Source organism: Lentisphaera profundi (genome assembly GCF_028728065.1).
GTDB lineage: Bacteria > Verrucomicrobiota > Lentisphaeria > Lentisphaerales > Lentisphaeraceae > Lentisphaera > Lentisphaera profundi.
Genome location: NZ_CP117811.1, coordinates 512,059 through 528,775, shown reverse-complemented (window position 1 = coordinate 528,775; position 16,717 = coordinate 512,059). Strand labels below are relative to the sequence as shown.

General features: G+C 41.1%; 15 protein-coding genes. 6 read left to right on the top strand and 9 right to left on the bottom strand.

From position 1 onward, the window contains the following. Positions 1-559: 559 nt before the first annotated feature. Positions 560-1,516, bottom strand: coding sequence for a transaldolase (gene tal / locus PQO03_RS02140; RefSeq protein ID WP_274150824.1), 957 nt, complete (start codon positions 1,514-1,516; stop codon positions 560-562). Positions 1,517-1,706: 190 nt separating this feature from the next. Next, on the bottom strand, positions 1,707-2,042 hold the full coding sequence (locus PQO03_RS02135; protein ID WP_274150823.1) for a cupin domain-containing protein: 336 nt from the start codon (positions 2,040-2,042) through the stop codon (positions 1,707-1,709). A 271-nt stretch (positions 2,043-2,313) separates the two neighbouring features. Between PQO03_RS02135 and frr the strand changes: the two genes are divergently transcribed. The 4 genes from frr to PQO03_RS02115 are packed head-to-tail and all read left to right on the top strand — an operon-like array spanning position 2,314 to position 6,999. Then, on the top strand, positions 2,314-2,880 hold the full coding sequence (frr, locus tag PQO03_RS02130) for a ribosome recycling factor (RefSeq protein ID WP_274150822.1): 567 nt from the start codon (positions 2,314-2,316) through the stop codon (positions 2,878-2,880). 13 nt (positions 2,881-2,893) lie between these two features. Further along, entirely contained in the window at positions 2,894-4,312 is a 1,419-nt protein-coding gene (cysS, locus tag PQO03_RS02125; RefSeq protein ID WP_274150821.1) for a cysteine--tRNA ligase, read from the top strand. Between the two features lie 3 nt (positions 4,313-4,315). Further along, positions 4,316-5,578, top strand: coding sequence for a phosphoribosylamine--glycine ligase (gene purD / locus PQO03_RS02120; protein WP_274150820.1), 1,263 nt, complete (start codon positions 4,316-4,318; stop codon positions 5,576-5,578). 14 nt (positions 5,579-5,592) lie between these two features. Beyond that, complete coding sequence (locus tag PQO03_RS02115; RefSeq protein WP_274150819.1) at positions 5,593-6,999, top strand: sulfatase-like hydrolase/transferase; 1,407 nt, start codon at positions 5,593-5,595, stop codon at positions 6,997-6,999. 72 nt (positions 7,000-7,071) lie between these two features. Here the strand turns inward: PQO03_RS02115 and PQO03_RS02110 are convergent, their stop codons facing one another. Continuing rightward, positions 7,072-7,479 (bottom strand): hypothetical protein, encoded by a 408-nt coding sequence (locus PQO03_RS02110; protein WP_274150818.1) that lies wholly within the window; start codon positions 7,477-7,479, stop codon positions 7,072-7,074. Positions 7,480-7,623: 144 nt separating this feature from the next. On the opposite strand from PQO03_RS02110, the gene PQO03_RS02105 reads away from it, so the two are divergent. After that, positions 7,624-8,574 (top strand): IS1595 family transposase, encoded by a 951-nt coding sequence (locus PQO03_RS02105; RefSeq protein ID WP_274150817.1) that lies wholly within the window; start codon positions 7,624-7,626, stop codon positions 8,572-8,574. On the opposite strand, the gene PQO03_RS02100 is transcribed toward PQO03_RS02105, so the two are convergent. The 4 genes from PQO03_RS02100 to PQO03_RS02085 all read right to left on the bottom strand — a co-directional run bounded on the left by PQO03_RS02100 (position 8,563) and on the right by PQO03_RS02085 (position 12,385). Further along, positions 8,563-8,718 (bottom strand): hypothetical protein, encoded by a 156-nt coding sequence (locus PQO03_RS02100; RefSeq protein WP_274150816.1) that lies wholly within the window; start codon positions 8,716-8,718, stop codon positions 8,563-8,565. The genes PQO03_RS02105 and PQO03_RS02100 overlap by 12 nt on opposite strands. A 22-nt stretch (positions 8,719-8,740) precedes the next feature. Further along, positions 8,741-11,503 (bottom strand): DUF349 domain-containing protein, encoded by a 2,763-nt coding sequence (locus PQO03_RS02095; RefSeq protein WP_274150815.1) that lies wholly within the window; start codon positions 11,501-11,503, stop codon positions 8,741-8,743. A 77-nt stretch (positions 11,504-11,580) separates the two neighbouring features. Continuing rightward, positions 11,581-12,045 carry a PTS sugar transporter subunit IIA gene (locus PQO03_RS02090; protein ID WP_274150814.1) on the bottom strand — a complete coding sequence of 155 codons (465 nt, stop codon included), beginning with the start codon at positions 12,043-12,045 and terminating at the stop codon, positions 11,581-11,583. Between the two features lies 1 nt (position 12,046). After that, a complete protein-coding gene (locus PQO03_RS02085) occupies positions 12,047-12,385 on the bottom strand; it encodes a hypothetical protein (protein ID WP_274150813.1) in 339 nt (112 codons plus the stop codon). A gap of 246 nt (positions 12,386-12,631) precedes the next feature. Here PQO03_RS02085 and PQO03_RS02080 point away from each other — a divergent pair, with 246 nt between their 5' ends. Next, entirely contained in the window at positions 12,632-15,778 is a 3,147-nt protein-coding gene (locus PQO03_RS02080) for a DEAD/DEAH box helicase (protein ID WP_274150812.1), read from the top strand. Between the two features lie 153 nt (positions 15,779-15,931). Here PQO03_RS02080 and infA read toward each other — a convergent pair whose 3' ends face one another. Next, positions 15,932-16,147 (bottom strand): translation initiation factor IF-1, encoded by a 216-nt coding sequence (infA, locus tag PQO03_RS02075; RefSeq protein WP_007277379.1) that lies wholly within the window; start codon positions 16,145-16,147, stop codon positions 15,932-15,934. A 134-nt stretch (positions 16,148-16,281) separates the two neighbouring features. Further along, complete coding sequence (locus PQO03_RS02070; protein ID WP_274150811.1) at positions 16,282-16,704, bottom strand: hypothetical protein; 423 nt, start codon at positions 16,702-16,704, stop codon at positions 16,282-16,284. Positions 16,705-16,717 lie beyond the last annotated feature (13 nt).

Here is a 16,717-nt window from a genome sequence, read left to right as displayed (position 1 = left end):
TAACTATAAATAAACTTAGGTCCAAAACCCCAATAAACAAAATATAGCAGGACAACTTCCAAAACCATCATCTGCCCGTATGGCAACACCTCCCTTTATCCGCCCGTGTGGAGCACCTCCCTTTTGCCGCCCGTGTGGCAACACCTCCCCGCTGGAGTGAGGCGAAGCTCTATATAAACCCTGCCTTTTCTCCGCCCATATGGCAGTACCGCCCGTGTGGCAGAACCGCCCTTTTTCCGCACTGTCCTTTATCTGCCCGTGTGGCAGCACTGGCAACACCTCCCCGCCGGAGTGAGGCGATAGGCATTCATCATACTTTACGATTCACCAGATGAAAGGGCATGGTGCTCCGCACACGAGGTGGACGCTGTCCCCCTCTAGCTCCCCCAGCAAGATACTGCCGTATTGGCAGATGCTTTTTATCCGCCTGCCTGGTTAGACCCTTTACCAGGCGACTAAAGGGCTTTGCCCCTCTTAATGGGTAATCGTGAATATTTAGCCAATACACAAAAAAGCCCGCTCAAATTAATGAACGGGCTTTTTGAATTATTTGATAGAACTAGAGCTTGTCAGCGATGTAAGCTTCTAATTTATCTAAGTCAGCTGCAAAACCGCGAATACCTTGTGCGAGTTTTTCTACTGCCATTGGATCAGAATTGTGTGACCAGCGGAAAGCTTTTTCGTCGAGAGTGATTTTCTCTTGAGTACATTTGGCTGCTGCTGTTTCTTCAGAAAGATAAGTTGGCAATTCTTCATTGCGTTCCTCAAGCTCTTTCAATAGTTTTGGAGCAATAGTAAGTAAATCACAACCCGCAAGTGCCATAACTTCATCAGCAGTACGGAATGATGCACCCATAACTACTGTTTCATAGCCAAACTTTTTGTAGTAGTTATAGATATTACGAACAGAGATAACACCTGGATCTTCTTCTGCACTGTATTCCTTACCAGTATCTTTCATGTACCAATCACGGATACGTCCAACAAAAGGCGAGATCAAGTAAACGCCAGCTTCGGCACAAGCTACTGCTTGAGCAAAACTAAAGAGTAAAGTCATGTTACAGCGAACGCCTTCTTTGCGAAGTACTTCAGCTGCTTTCACACCTTCCCAAGTTGTTGCAATTTTAATCAAAATGCGATCTTTAGAAATACCCGCTTCTTCGTAAAGAGCAATCAATTCACGTGCTTTATCTACTGTGCCCTGCATATCATAAGACAAACGTGCATCTACTTCTGTAGAAACGAAACGCGGAACAATTTTAAGGATCTCCAAGCCAAAGTTAACTGAAAGCTTGTCCATTGCCAAGTCAAGCTGAGCAACTTTGTCACTGCCCTTAGATTTACCATAAGCAATCGCATCATCAACTAAAGATGCGTACTGAGGCATTTGTGATGCCGCATAAATTAAAGAAGGGTTAGTTGTGGCATCTGTTGGCAAATAAGTTTTCATTGACTCGAAGTCACCAGTATCTGCAACGACTGTAGTTTTTGATTTTAAACTTTCTAAAACACTCATATTCGTATTCCTAATTTATATTTTCCATCGATCTCTTATTTAAATCACATCCTTATTCTTACTAGAATAAGGGTATTTTCAAGAGCTCCAGCTCAAGCAATATGCACTAATTAAAGGATTTTTAAAATACACTAGTCAAAATTTAACATTTTTTATAACATAAATTATAACTTTAGGCAAAATGAACAAATTAAGCTTTGCTTTCTAAGCCGAAATAAAGCAACTCCAAAGATGTCTCAGCCAAAATCTGATGTCTTTCACCCGCTTCTACCACCACTGACACGCCTGGACTAAGCTTATAAGACTTTAAGTCAACCATGATTTCTCCCCTGCCCTGTAAAACATAAAAGACTTCATTCATATCTTTATGCAGGTGTGACTCCACTTGCATCCCCGCTTCGAAAAAGGCTCGCGAGAAATTAGTAAGTCCGGGCAGATCTCCGTCATGTAAAAACCGCTGTCTTTTGACCTCTTCATTATGCGAGACATTTTCTTTTTCTAGATTATTAAAATCACTGATTTTCATTCTTACCCCTCATTTCAAGCGCCTATTGTTATCTCTTTCAGAATAAAGCTTTATCCTAAGCAAATCTATTCGAATACTTAATATAATAAAAATCTAGATTGATCTGAGTAGAAATTGCGATTCATTTATATCGTAAAAAGCCATTTGAGACAAGTGATATTTTAGAGATACAAAAACTATGACTTTCTCTAAGCTAATTTACGATTGAAAACAAGGACTTTTGGAGTCTATTCTGTGCTTATAATTATAAATTAATTCCAAGGTACACATCATGGCATTTACAGTAACTACAGTTGTCGCAGATATCACTGCTAAAATGAACAAAGCTATTTCCCATTTCCAATCTCAACTCGATGCTTATAGCACGGGCAAAGCAACTCCTGCTTTAGTCCAAGATATTATGGTCGATGCCTATGGCACAAAAATGCGCCTAAAAGAGACGGCAGGCATAAGTACACCAGATGCGCGTACAATCGCTATCCAGCCCTATGATGCCACTATTCTTCCCGATATTGAAAAAGCTATCATGATGGCCAACATTGGTATTACTCCAATGAATGACGGCCAACTCATTCGCCTCCCTATCCCTGAACTTACTGAAGAACGTCGTAAAGACATGGTAAAAGATCTCAAAGGCAAAGGCGAAAACCACAAAATTGAAATTCGCAATATCCGCCGCGAAGGTAATGACTACCTCAAAAAAGCTCTTAAGGATAACGAGCTTTCAGAAGATCATCAAAAAGGTCTCGTATCAGATATCCAAGATCTCACCAATAAAAAAATTGATGAAGTCGGAAGTATGAGCGCAGCTAAAGAGAAGGAATTAATGACTGTTTAAGTCATTTTATATAATGAGAAAACTTACCTTCCTTAATACCATGTCTCGTGAGTCAGAAGTCTTCACCCCTATTAACGAGGGTGAAGTTCGACTGTATACTTGCGGTCCTACCGTTTATAACTACGCACACATAGGCAATTTCCGCGCTTATGTCTTCGAAGACCTTTTACGTCGCGTACTTAAACTCAACGACTATCAAGTCACTCAAGTCATGAACTTGACTGATGTCGATGACAAAACGATTCGCGATTCACAAAAAGCGGGCATGAGTCTTAACGATTTCACCGCTATCTACAAAAAAGCTTTTTTTGAAGATTTAGAGACTCTAAACGTCGAGCCTGCTGAGCACTATCCAGCAGCAACTGATCATATCCCCGATATGATCAAAATGATCGAGACTCTTATCGAAAAAGATTATGCTTATGTAGCCGATGATAAATGCGTTTATTACTCCATCGACAAATTTGAGCATTATGGTTGCCTCGCAAAAATCGATCGCGAAAACCAAATGTCTGGAACTCGAGTCAAAACTGACGAGTACGAAAAAGAATCCGTGTCCGACTTTGCACTCTGGAAAGCTTGGGACAAAGCTGACGGTGATGTTAAATGGGAAAGTCCTTGGGGCATGGGTCGCCCAGGCTGGCATATCGAATGCTCCGCCATGGCAAAAGCTACGCTTGGTAATCACTTTGATATGCACACTGGTGGCGTTGACAATATGTTCCCGCACCACGAAGATGAAATCGCTCAAAGTGAAGCTGCCAATGGCTGTAAATTCGTCAACTACTGGATGCACTGTGCTCACTTACGTATCAACAATGCCAAAATGTCCAAGTCTCTTGGCAATTTCTATACCCTCCCCCAACTGATTGACAAAGGCTGGAGCGGAGCAGAAATTCGCTATATGCTCATCAGCACTCATTATCGTGCAAGCCTTAATTTTCTTATTGAAAATGGCGCTGAACAATCAGAAAGCTTAAGCAATGCGAGATCGGCTATTACACGCCTTCAAAATTTCATTGCACGTATCAATGATAAAAGCGATGGCGAACTCAGTCCTGAACTTGCTGAAATCTGTACTAAGGCACAAAATAATTTTTTAGATACGATCAATGACGATCTCAATATTTCTGGCGCACTTGGTAAAATGTTTGATTTTATTCGCGAAGGAAACCGCGTCCTCGACTCCCATGACACTGTCAATCACGAGGCCTTAATCAACACACTCAAGTACTTCAACCGTATTCTCGATGTGATGAATTTCGAGACTGGCAATGACGTCCCTGCAGAAATATTGGCTCTCGCAGAAGAACGCCAACAAGCACGCACCGACAAGAACTGGGGCCGCTCAGACGAAATACGCGATCAATTAAAAGCTCAAGGCTGGGTTATTGAAGACTCACCTACTGGGCCAAAAGTTAAAAAAGGATAATTTATGAAAGTTCTCATCATTGGCGGCGGTGGTCGCGAGCACGCAATTGCGTGGAAATTGAATCAAGACTCAGAAGTCAGCCAAGTTTACTGCGCACCAGGTAACCCTGGAATGAAAGACGTCGAATGCATCAGCATTTCAGATCATCACGAACTCGCTAAGTTCGCAAAAGAAAATGACATTGCACTCACTATGGTCGGCCCAGAAGTTCCTCTGTGTGAGGGTATCGTCAACATTTTCCGTGATCAAGGACTCACTGTCTTTGGCCCAGATAAAAATGCCGCTCAACTCGAAGGCTCAAAAACTTACGCTAACATCTTTATGGATAAGTACGAAATCCCTACAGCTGCAAGCGGTACTTTTGACAATGAAACCGATGCCTTAGCCTACTTGGCTAAACAAGGTGCTCCGATTGTTATCAAAGCCGACGGTTTAGCCGCAGGTAAAGGTGTGACGGTTGCCGACTCAATGGATCAAGCCGTTGCCGCAGTCAAAGATTGTTTCGATGGTGCTTTTGGCTCTGCTGGCGCTCGTGTCGTTATCGAAGAATGTCTCATCGGTGAAGAAGCCTCAATTTTTGCTTTCCTCGATTGCGAAACAATTAAATTTGTCGCTTCTGCACAAGATCACAAACGTGCTTACGAAGGCGACAAGGGACCCAACACAGGCGGCATGGGTACTTACTCTCCTGCTCCAGTTGTTGATGCCGCTATGGAACAGTACATCAAAGATGAGATCTTAACTAAATTCCTCAAAGGTGTTCAAGCAGAAGGTCTTGATTTCCGTGGTATCGTTTTCATCGGCCTCATGATTGATGAGCAAGGACCTAAAGTTCTTGAATTCAACGTTCGCTTTGGTGACCCCGAAACTCAATCAGTTCTCATTCGTATGGAAAGTAGCCTTGCAGAAGCTTTACTCAAAACTGCACAAGGCAAACTTAGCGAAGTTGACATGAAGTTCTCTGATGACCAAGCGCTTTGCGTTGTCATGGCTTCTGGTGGCTACCCTGCCTCCTACGAAAAAGGTCATGAAATTACTGGCATTGAAGCTGCAGAAGAAAATGGCGCCATGGTTTTCCATGCCGGAACATCTCTTCAAGATGGCAAACTCGTTAATACTGGTGGTCGCGTTCTAGGCATCACTGCTCGCGCAGCCGATATTGTAAGTGCACGTGACAAAGCCTATGAAGCTACAAAAAAGATAAACTGGCAAGATGCTTTCTATCGCAATGACATTGCATGGCGCGCACTCGAACGTTTAAAATAATAAGGCAAAGACCAATGCAAAAATTCACTTTTGCGCTTTTCGCAATCTTTTGTTTTGGTTTTGCTTCATTAACTCGAGGCCAAGAGCCTCGAGCCATCATTTTATTTACGGCTGAGAATTTAGGACCTGGCGATCTTGATCAAGATCGCATCCTACTTCCTAATCTTAAAATGCTTATCAATGAATCGGCACGCTATAATTCTTTTTACTCCAGCTCAGCTCGTCGTAACGTTGCATTTCACTCCATGTATACGGGACAAGATAGCGGTATATCCAATATCCGCAGTGAATACAAAACCTTGCCCACTCCACAAGAAGCCACGCCTTTTTTAGCATCTGAATTGACGAAACTCGGATATCTTACCACTTTCATTGGCACATGGCCTTATGAAGGCGATGAGAATTACAGTCCTGAAAAACTTGGTTTTCAACTCTTTTACGGCCAAATAAACGACGACAAAAAACAATCTCTCCGTTTCCCAAAAAGCCTTAATTTTGCAAACGAACTCATCGAGCTCAATAATCCCGATATCCCTCGGCATTTTACTTTCATCCCGGGGACTGATATTGACAAGCCTATCTCGTATAATCAATTTCGTGGCACTAGCTATGCACCTCAAATCTTACATCAGGCCACACTTAAATTCATTGACCAACAAATAAATGATAAAAGTAAATTTTTCCTACATTACGCCCATAGTGGTTTAGAGCCTGGACTTAATGCTAAGCAAGAAGACTATGCTGATTTTCTTGGTAGAATCCCAGACATCCCTTACTCTGGACAAAAAGGATTTTCCCCTCTCTATGCACCACGTGCCAATCAACTCGCTCTTCTTCAAGAACTTGATCGTCACTTAGGTGACATCATCGACAAGCTTAAAAGCAATGAAATATTTAAGGATACACTCTTCATCTTCACTTCCCCCAATACTGCCTCAGATGCTGGAGGCCGCGACCTAGAATTCTTCAATTCCCTAGGAGATAAACGAGGTATGCGCGGTGATTACTACGAAGCCGGACTACTCGTCCCCTTTCTTGCTCATTGGCCCAAAATCCTAAAAGCAGGAAATATCAATCAAGATTTGAGTAGTCAAACAAGTATCTTCACTAGTATTTTATCTGTCGCAAAAAATGAAAGTAAGCCCCTCTTTCTTCCTAAGACAGAGCTCTACTGGGAAGACCAAGCGTATCTAGCTATTCGTAAAGGTTCCTATAAACTCATCCAAAAACAATCTTTACTCACCCCCGCTTCAATTCAACTTTTTGATTTAAGTAGCGATCCTAAAGAAGAAAAAAACTTAGCGGAAGAAAAAGCTTCCGAAGTCAAAAGTTTACTTGAAGCGGCTGCTGCTCGACATATCGCCCATCCTTCGGCACCCTCTTTATTTGACCCCAAAGTCGAAGCCCCACCTACTGAATAAAGACGATTTTTTATCTGACATGAGGTAAATTTAACAGCTTCTTAGTCGAACGGAGAGAAGTCCAACAGGCTACTAGGAAATCATAATTCTCTGATTTAACAGAGCTTGGCATTCTAAAGCATGTGTCATTGCAATTAAATGGCCCGCCTTTTCAATTCGGAGGCAATCCTTCGGACAAGTAATTACTAAATCTCGACTTCCGTGAATGCGTAGCAGATTATCTCTATCTCCAAGGAAGCCACCCCAATCTTTTATTATTTTACACATAGCTTTAATAAAACGGGAATCACTCTCAGTGAACATTTTTAATAGGTTCACATCGCTTTTTCCTGTTAATAGTTGAATGAATTTAATTGGCGTACAATCAGTCAATAGACTCAATTTCAACAAGACTGAATTAATTTCATCCGCAACAACCGCACTCCCTAACAAAATAACTTGAGAGTTATTGAGAATCTTATCGATTTCAATCGCGACCATCCCGCCTAAGGAAGAACCACCTATAATATCCTGTGATTGAATATTGTTATCTATAATGATTCACGATTAACCAGTTAAGAGTGTAAAACTTGATATAGCTATTTTTTAGTAGCATATTAATTACATCTAATAAGGAGATGTATTATGCCTAAGAATAAAGTTCAGTTTCAAGTTGGAGTTAGCTTTCCAGAATTCATCAAAACTTTTGGAACCGAAGAACAATGTAGTGCTTACCTGGAAAGCTGTAAGTGGCCTAATGGCTTTAAATGTGACACATGCGATAGTGATAAGTATTATCGCTATAAATCAGGAAGCCGCACAATCTTTCAATGTAAAGCCTGCCGTAAAAACCATCGCTTAACAGCGGGTACTTTATTTCATCGAACGAAAGTTCCTCTCCAGAAATGGTTCTTAGCTCTCCATCAAATAAGTCAATCAAAGAACAGTGTTTCAGCATTAGAATTACACCGTCACATTGATGTGAACTATAAAACTGCTTGGTTAATAAAGCAGAAAATTATGCAGATGATGTATGAGCAGGACAGTAAGTATAAACTTAAAGGCTTGGTTGAAATAGACGATGCTTACCTAGGCGGTCGACTGGAAGAAGGTAAACGAGGTAGAGGTTCAGAAAATAAGTCTCCATTTATAGCTGCCGTAGAAACTAACGAAAATCGGAATCCAGTTTTTGTTAAACTGAGTCCTGTATCGGGTTTTTCTTATGAAGTTATTAAACAATGGGCTATAGATAATCTTGAGGAGAACTGTGATACAATTTCAGATGGACTTAGAGGTTTCAGTGCCTTAAAAGAAGTAAGTAATCATAGCGTTTTAGTTGCTAGTAAAGCAAAAAAAGAAGAAATAGAAAGTACTTTTAAATGGGTCAATACAATTTTAAGTAACATCAAAACCTCAATTTCGGGGACTTTCCACTCTTTAAAATTCGATAAATATGGTTTCAGGTACCTTGCTGATTTACAGTTTAGGCTCAATAGAAGATTTGACCTCAGGAAAATGTTTTTTGGCTTAATATCTAAAGCTATGGCTACATCACAGAAACCTGTTAAATATCTTAATACATCGTTAACTGGTTAATCGTGTAATGATTTGTGTCGCTATATCTTCTAAACTACTTTCACCAGAGTATTTGGGCCAATCCAAAAAGCAGTACCCATCGGATTGATCCCACTCCGCATACATTGCTCGATTGGCACCCATACCTGGCAATAAATAGACCATGGTCGGATGCTTATTAAATCGTTTATTTCGAGTAATGAGAGGCGTCGAGGAATACCTTTACGGCTTTCACAAAGCGCTCGGTATACTTCTGCTTATTCTCATCTGACTCTGCCTGTATTTCAACAAAAATACGTAAACTATTCGTCCATAGCAATTGCTTGGCACGTTTCGAATTTACTGGAGGCAATACATCCTCCTCCTCTTCATGACTTATCGTCATTGCAAAAGCGAGGCCTTTGATGGCATTTTTTAAATCAAAATCTGCATCTTCTTCGTATTGCACGGGCTGACGTGAAAGTTTTTCCATTTCTTGACATGCACGATTAATACGGTTAACTCGCTTGTCTGCAGGACTAAATTCACTTAGGTCTGTAGAGAAGCTTGCTGTACCTTCTAGCAAGGCTTGGAGTAAGTCCACATACTTATCATCAGCTTCTTCGTATTTTTCACCTTTGAATTCTGCAAGTTTTTCATCGATCATCGCATAAAGCTTATCATCTTCTTTGCGGTGCCCGCGATTTAAATCCGAAAGTGCTATACGTGTGTAGTACATGAAGGATTCTGCCGAACGGACTCCTTCACTCTCCTTTAAACTTGCGGATAAATCAAAAGCCAAATCAATAAATGCTTTGCGTTCTGCATCTGCTTTATCAAGTCCTTCATGCAAACGGTTTTTCTGAGCGTTCACGACTTCAAACACCGCATTACATGATACGTTAAACTTATCCCATAAAGCTTTCTCTGCTTTATAACCTGCAAAACCTACTTGCTTCCATTTATCACGTAAATCTAATACCGTTTGACGGGCGTTTGTGGCTTTATCTAAATTCTCAGCCAACTGACTCGCTTGTTCAAGGAGTTGTGTTTTAGTCTCTTCTGCCTTAACCATGACCGCATTAGCTTCATCATAAAAAGCTTGAGACTTTGAATTAAATTCTTGCCAAATCTGATCCGCCACATCACGACGGACAGGGCCTGACTCTTTCCAACGTTTCTGAAGGTCTTTTACTTTTTTCATGGTCTCACTCATATTCGACCACTCATGTAAGGATGAACCCAATTCTTCAATTAAGCTTTTCTTTACTTCTAAATTGGCATCACGTCGCTTATCTTCTTCTTCATTGAACTCTTTCCATTTTGCGAAAGTCGCGTCGGCTAAGGTCTCAAATTCAGCTTTAATCTTCTCAAAACGACTTTTTGGCAAAGGACGTAAGCTCTGCCACTGATTACGGAATTCTTTCAATTTATTAAAGAGTTTACCATCGGCAGGAGAAGCCAACCATCCACGTGCTTGATCAAAAAGGTCTTCTACCTTACTTTCGTTATCCATCTCCAAAAAGGCATCGCCCTCATGTGATTCTTCTACGAGTTTGAAGTACTTATCCTCTGCTTTGCGTAAAGCATCAGAGATCTTTCTTTTATCACTTAAATTTTTACTGAGTTCCAAAATTTCTTTGCGTGCTGATTTGACGCGATCGGTATTCGCTTTTGTCACCTCTTCAACTTCTTCAATTCGCTTGAGCAATTCTTCAACACGCGTGCGTTGCTCTGTTTCCACTTCAGCTGCTTGGTCACAATAAGTCTGATAATCACTCAATACTTTATTGTAGCCTTCTACCGCTTCATGACTTGCGTAAGCCGCAATCTTTTTCCAATCTTCTTTAAGATGATGGAGTTTAGAAGGTAAAACTTTTTTGCTTTCTACCCAATCCTTGAGCTGGGTCATGAGGTCTTCTATTTTCTGCCCTGCATTAGCTTTATCTTCTTCAGCTTTTGCCTGTTTATCCAAAATCATTTTTGCATTTTTAAAAGCCTCGGTCCATTGCTTGTACCAAGCTTTATCTAATACACTATTTGTCAGGTTGGCTAGCGCTTTCCATTCTTCCTGGACTGACTCTAAAGCTTCGTAAGTTTCTATGCCTTCAGAGACTTTAAGTACTAAGACTTCGCGCTGAGAAACCCCATCGGCTTGAGCCTTTTCTTCTGCTAACTTCACGGCATTCTCTGAGCGCCATGCCTCTAAACCTTTAGAACAGCTTTGGTGATACTTCTCAAATTGTTTAAGGAGCTCTTCGTCACTAACTTCTAGTTTTTCCCAATTAACGCAATTGATCTCGAACTCTTCTTCTAAGTCTTGCCACTTCGCCAACATTTCCATCGCGTGTAAAGACTTGATAATATTTTTAGCCTTACGAGCACTGTGATCAACGGTATCTTCTACGACTTCAATTTTCTCTGGAAATTTCTCTCTCAAATGACGCTTCGCATAATTCCGAACATTGCCTATTACGGAATGCTGTGCCACATACTCAAGTTCAGTTTTTGCATTCAAACGCTCTACTGCCAAACGTCCTAGCTTCGCATTATCTACACACGCAGCATGTTTTAAATTATCTTGATTTGTAATCAAAGACAAGGATTCTTCTGCCCACGCTTCGCCATGACAAGCACGAATGAGCTTTAACCTTTCTTTATCAGTCAAAGATTGTAAAAAATTACTATCACAATCATTACTGCGACCTTTAATCAAATCTTCTAAAGTGAGTTCTTTGAGCCTCTGTTTCGCTATTGTTTTAGCCACATCACTGGACTGCTCAGAAATACTTTTAAGCGTTTCTTTATCTGTGTAAGAGTTAATCGCATTGCGGACCGTAACTTCGTCCTCTTCATTCGCGAGGCTTTCTAAAATAAACTCCACATCAGACATTTTTTCAGCAACTGAGTGGTGTGAGTGACTAGCATTAACTAAGGTTTCTTTTTTGCGTAAAAAATCAAAAATCCCCATGAACAAAATCCTGTATGTAGAATAAAAAAAATCCGGCCTTTGATAAACTTAGGCCGGAATAAAAAAAAAGATGAAAATTACTTCTTGGCGCGAGCTTTGTAAGCAGAAAGATATTTTGCTACTGCCGCTGGTGTCTTACTACCCAAAAGTTTTTCAACTTTTTTAGGGTAACGGACAAAACTAGCCAAGTGCTGGAGTAGTGGCATATGTGCCACAGGAGCAAAAGATGGGATTGAAATAAGGAAAATTAACGATATCTCATCTCCTTCTTCAGTAAATTTTACTGGCTTATCTAATACGCCAACCGCAAGGCCCAAGCGAGTCACGTCTCTTGATCTAGCATGAGGCACGGCTACGCCGCCGCCAATTGCTGTAGTAATTTGAGCTTCGCGCTTGAGTACTCGATTATTAAAAGTTTCTGCATCGGTAACAATCCCACTATCTACTAGGGGTTGCATCGTTTCTCTAATTGCTTCTTTATAACAATCAGTCGAAATCTCGATTACACAGTGCCCAGCGGGCAAAAGTCGTGTTAAGTCCATTTTAGTTTTCCATCTTATACTGACTTAGGTATAAATATACCTGACAAGTCGGGCACACAGGATCTTCTTTTCCTGCTGTCATGCGATTGAGTGTTCCTTGTGGAATCACCATGTTGCAAGCTCTGCAGCGACCATCGACTTCTTTGGTGATGCCAACGCCGTTTTTTCTAAAGCGATCAAAATGTTTAAGGGTGCGTTCTGGCACATGCTCTCTAAGCGCAGTGATTTTCTCAGTCAATTCCTGAGCTTCTTTTTCTTCACCGTGCAAGGCTTGACTCTCTTTGAGAACGAGTTCGAGTTCTTGGATTTTCAAAAGTGTAGTGTAGGGACCGCGGGTCATAAGTGAATCTCTATGTAATCAAATTAAAAATATATTAATTTCAATGTAGGCACTCCCCTCAAAATCTCAAGCATTTTAGGTACAAAGCAACGATTTTAACACCTTTTTAGTTTTCTATTGATTTTTCATTGATCTATCTTGCTCTTTCATAAGATTTTAAGACTACTAAAATAGCCTATCCAAAACTTTAGATTAAGCTTTTTTTTGACTTTTCACCCATAAAGCTTCGCAAACCATCTGTTTTAAGTGTCCCTTATAAGCCTAAAACTTAAACCCACACAAATCATCATGGCTCCTGACTCCTCTGCAAACAACCTTCCCTGGGCAAAAAACTGGCCCGGCATTCAAGGCTTCTCATCTTCTTTTCCCCGTTCATTTCCCTCAATGATTAGACGCCTCGGCCCTCAGGCCCTAAAAATCACTCTTTTCAAAGCTGAAGCAAAATTAATCTCTCTCACCATTGCTGGTCGCTATGTATGTCGCTGGTCATGGATTGATGAAAATTGGCAACAATCATGTAACTGTCAAACGGGAAAATCTTTCTGTCTACATTCCTATATTCTTGTGAATCAAGTCGACAAATTACTCGGCAAAAAATTCCAAGTCCCTGACTTCCGTAAGCCAAATTCAGTCATGCCTAAAGCAGCACTAAACCAGCGCCAAGTTCCCTTAGCAAGAACTCGATCGATCCCTATACAAACCTCGACTCCTACACCCTTTGAACCATGGAAACTCACCGTGGAAATCGAGCGCAATTACAGCGATTCCCAAGCCGCTATTCGCTTCTATCAAGATTTTGATAATGATCGACGTCTCTGCGTCATGCAAAACCTCTATAATTTCTCGGCTCAATGCTATAATAAACGCGGTATTTCATCTGAACTAGAGGCTTTAGACGCTCGCTTTCTCGGCTGGCTCTTTGAGCAAGTAAAACCCTACCACATCTATAGAAGTCAAGAAAAACTTTTAAAGATCACTCGCAAAAAACTCGATGAATGGCTCAATACTTGGAAAGATTATCCCGGCCGTTTCATTGATCGCCTAACTGGCGATGCGGTACTGAGTCATTGCGAATTCCGCGCTTTTATTGAACCCGAAATAAATGACAAAAAAGTCCGTTTACATTGCTTAATTGGTCCTACTAGAGAACAAGCAAAAGCCTTTCATTATTATCTAGATAAATTTAAAGATCGAGAAACTATCGCTCTTGGCGCCGGCAACATCCCCTTCAATTGCCCCGTCCCAATGAAAGTTCTTTTACACTGCTTTAAAAGCTCAAAAGTACCTACCATACCACTTGCTCAAGCCTGTAAATTCCTCCCGGAATTACTCCAAGGACACACCGAAGTATTATCAGGCGATTTCGTCGAACAACAAGGTACAAAACAAGCGCCTATCAAAGCCCGTCTCGAACAACAATCTATCATTGTGACACAAGAAATTAGTTCCTCTAACCTTCAATTGAAAAATGATAAATTTATCGTCAAAGGAAAACTGCCCAACGAGCAATTCCCTGGACTGAAAAAAACTTTACAAGGCGAAGACATCAATGCCGATTCATTCTCGATACCACTGAAAGCAGGTAGCCTAGAGGGCTTCCTGCAAAAATGGCCAAGCTCAGGTACTCTCGATCCGCAATTACATCAACTACAGCAACCGCAAAGTATCAATAAACAGTTTTCTATTATTGAGAATAGCGACGGAACTCAAAGGCTAGAAGTCCACTGGGATATATCCGGCCGTAGCGTAAGCCCCCGTGACTTAGAACAGGCTATCCATAGCTCAGGAAGCTTTTTCCGTTCTTCAGATGGCGATTGGTTCAACTTAGATAAAGAACAACTGCAATCACAAACTCAACTTTTAGAAGAATTTGGTATATCACCTGCGGGTAGCGCACGCATACACCCACTCAATATTGCTCGCCTTCCTCTTGATGACCTTCCCGTAAGCCCCAATTCAAAAGACGCTCTTCAGGAGATTTTATCGCGTTACAATAATGCAAAACCTAAAGCTCCCAAGGTCAATTGCGACCTTCGCAACTACCAAGTCGAAGGCTATGAGTTCCTATGGTCTCTAGGTCAAAGTCAGTGCGGCGCTCTTTTAGCCGACGACATGGGCCTGGGGAAAACAGTACAGACCCTCGCTTGCTTGAGTCATTCTCAAGGGTCCAGCCTTATTGTCTGCCCCTCTTCTCTACTCGATAACTGGCAAAAAGAAGCCCGTAAGTTCACACCACATCTCGAGACTCATATCATTCGGGGAAATCTCGATAAACGCAGTGAGATCTACGATGAATTCGATACCAAAAAAGGCTTATTCATCATTTCTTACTCTCTTGTACGCAATGATTTAAATACTTTGAAAAAATTAAAATTTGATCACATCATCTTAGACGAAGCTCAAAATATCAAGAATTCTGATTCACAAGTATCTCGTGCCATTCGCCAACTTAATTCAAAACGACGCATTGCGCTCAGTGGAACGCCCATAGAAAACTCTGCCGATGACCTCTGGTCGATCATGGAATTCCTCAACCCTGGGCTCAATGGCTCGAAAGAAGATTTTCGCTCTCTCTGCCAAGGTGATTCAGCATCTTTAGTCATCAAGCGCCTACGTCCCTTTATGCTACGTAGAACTAAGAAAATGGCCGCTCCTGAATTGCCTCCAAAAACTTTCATTCCCCTCGACATCCCCATGTCCGATGTCCAGAGTGATCTTTATCAAAGAGAAATGCGTCAGGCTCGTCAATCACTTAAAGCAGGCAATGCAATGAATGTCCTCGCTTCTCTCACACGCTTGCGTCAGCTCTCCTGTCATTCCGCTTTTGGTTGCCCTGAAGAATACCGACCTGACCCTGATCTCCCTCTAAGTCAACGCTCACCAAAATCTGCGGCCTTCATAGAAAAAGCTAAGGACCTCATGGCCGAGGGACATAGCTGCTTATTCTTTTCTCAGTTCACTGGAATCCTTAAAGAAATTGAAAAAGAGCTTCATCAAGAAAATATTCCCACTCACATGATTACTGGGGAAACTCCCAGTCAAAAGCGCGCGGCCATCGTTGATGAGTTTAGCGATAGCCCTAGCGCTTCAGTTTTCTTACTTTCACTGAAGGCCGCAGGCACAGGACTCAACTTAACCCGTGCATCCTATGTCTTCATTTTTGACCCATGGTGGAACCCCGCAGCAGAGAATCAAGCCATTGATCGAAGTCACCGTATCGGACAGGAAAATCCAGTCATCATTTATCGCATGATCAGTTCTGACTCAGTCGAAGAAAAAGTAGCTGCCCTGCAAGCGGAAAAACAGAAACTCTTTGATCAAATCATTGAACAAGATGAATTTACATCTAGCAGTAAACTCCAACTCAGTGAACTCGCTAGTTTATTAGATTAAGTTTTACATCCAAAATAACAAAAGATCAGGACATGCCTGATCTTTTTTTAAATTATAAGTAAGTGTGCCTACTAGATTTTTGCGCAAAACTCTTGCGTCTAACGCAAAAAAGACCAGAAATTATCTGGTCTTTTAAAAATCTACAACAGGAGATTATTTTTTACGGAAAACGATACGAGCCTTAGTTAAATCATAAGGCGACATCTCAATAGATACTGTATCGCCGGCAAGAATACGGATATTAAACATTCTCATCTTACCTTTTACATGAGCTGTAACCTGATGGCCACCTTCTAGCTCTACTCGATAAAGGCCATTGGAAAGTAATTCTTTCACTACGCCGTCTGCTTTAATCGTCTCTTCAGACACTAAGTATCTCCTGTAAATTCTTCATTCTAATTATGGGTCTTAAATTGTTTAAGGCCAGTAAGGTAACGCAATACCAAAATTTTACGAGTTTGCTATTTCACTTTTATTGCTGAAACTCAATTTCCAGGAAAAGACTAACTATCCCACTCATCATCTTTAGGCTTATAACCACCACGTTTCATCGATCCAAAGGATTGACGGACGCGATTAACTTCATGCTTAAAATCTTCATCAACTCTTTTCCAAGTACGAAAACTCAAAGTTGATACATAGGCTTTATCACAGGCCATACGCTGAGAACAACCCATCTTTAAAAATTTAAGGACGAGCTCTTTTTTATTTTCTTTTTTGCGTGCATCATCATCACCCACAACTAAGTTTTTGTACTTAGTATTAAAGACTGGGTCAGTTTGACGCCAACTGCGGATTTTCACCAAATCAACACCGACGACTTTTGCCGCTAGAGTTTTATCTCGTGTGCGCCTTAGTTCATTCAAAAAATTCATTTTGTGCCGTTCAGATGATTTATCTTTACCACGACCTTTTTGTTTATCCATTGCTTTAACCTCG

Excerpts from the sequence above, each read along its gene's own strand:
- cysS (WP_274150821.1), top strand. The coding sequence starts at position 2,894 with ATGAGAAAACTTACCTTCCTTAATACCATGTCTCGTGAGTCAGAAGTC.
- PQO03_RS02110 (WP_274150818.1), bottom strand. The coding sequence starts at position 7,479 with ATGGTCGCGATTGAAATCGATAAGATTCTCAATAACTCTCAAGTTATT.
- PQO03_RS02085 (WP_274150813.1), bottom strand. The coding sequence starts at position 12,385 with ATGACCCGCGGTCCCTACACTACACTTTTGAAAATCCAAGAACTCGAA.
- PQO03_RS02115 (WP_274150819.1), top strand. The coding sequence starts at position 5,593 with ATGCAAAAATTCACTTTTGCGCTTTTCGCAATCTTTTGTTTTGGTTTT.
- PQO03_RS02135 (WP_274150823.1), bottom strand. The coding sequence starts at position 2,042 with ATGAAAATCAGTGATTTTAATAATCTAGAAAAAGAAAATGTCTCGCAT.
- PQO03_RS02105 (WP_274150817.1), top strand. The coding sequence starts at position 7,624 with ATGCCTAAGAATAAAGTTCAGTTTCAAGTTGGAGTTAGCTTTCCAGAA.
- frr (WP_274150822.1), top strand. The coding sequence starts at position 2,314 with ATGGCATTTACAGTAACTACAGTTGTCGCAGATATCACTGCTAAAATG.
- PQO03_RS02095 (WP_274150815.1), bottom strand. The coding sequence starts at position 11,503 with ATGGGGATTTTTGATTTTTTACGCAAAAAAGAAACCTTAGTTAATGCT.
- tal (WP_274150824.1), bottom strand. The coding sequence starts at position 1,516 with ATGAGTGTTTTAGAAAGTTTAAAATCAAAAACTACAGTCGTTGCAGAT.
- purD (WP_274150820.1), top strand. The coding sequence starts at position 4,316 with ATGAAAGTTCTCATCATTGGCGGCGGTGGTCGCGAGCACGCAATTGCG.
- PQO03_RS02100 (WP_274150816.1), bottom strand. The coding sequence starts at position 8,718 with ATGGTCTATTTATTGCCAGGTATGGGTGCCAATCGAGCAATGTATGCG.
- PQO03_RS02070 (WP_274150811.1), bottom strand. The coding sequence starts at position 16,704 with ATGGATAAACAAAAAGGTCGTGGTAAAGATAAATCATCTGAACGGCAC.
- PQO03_RS02090 (WP_274150814.1), bottom strand. The coding sequence starts at position 12,045 with ATGGACTTAACACGACTTTTGCCCGCTGGGCACTGTGTAATCGAGATT.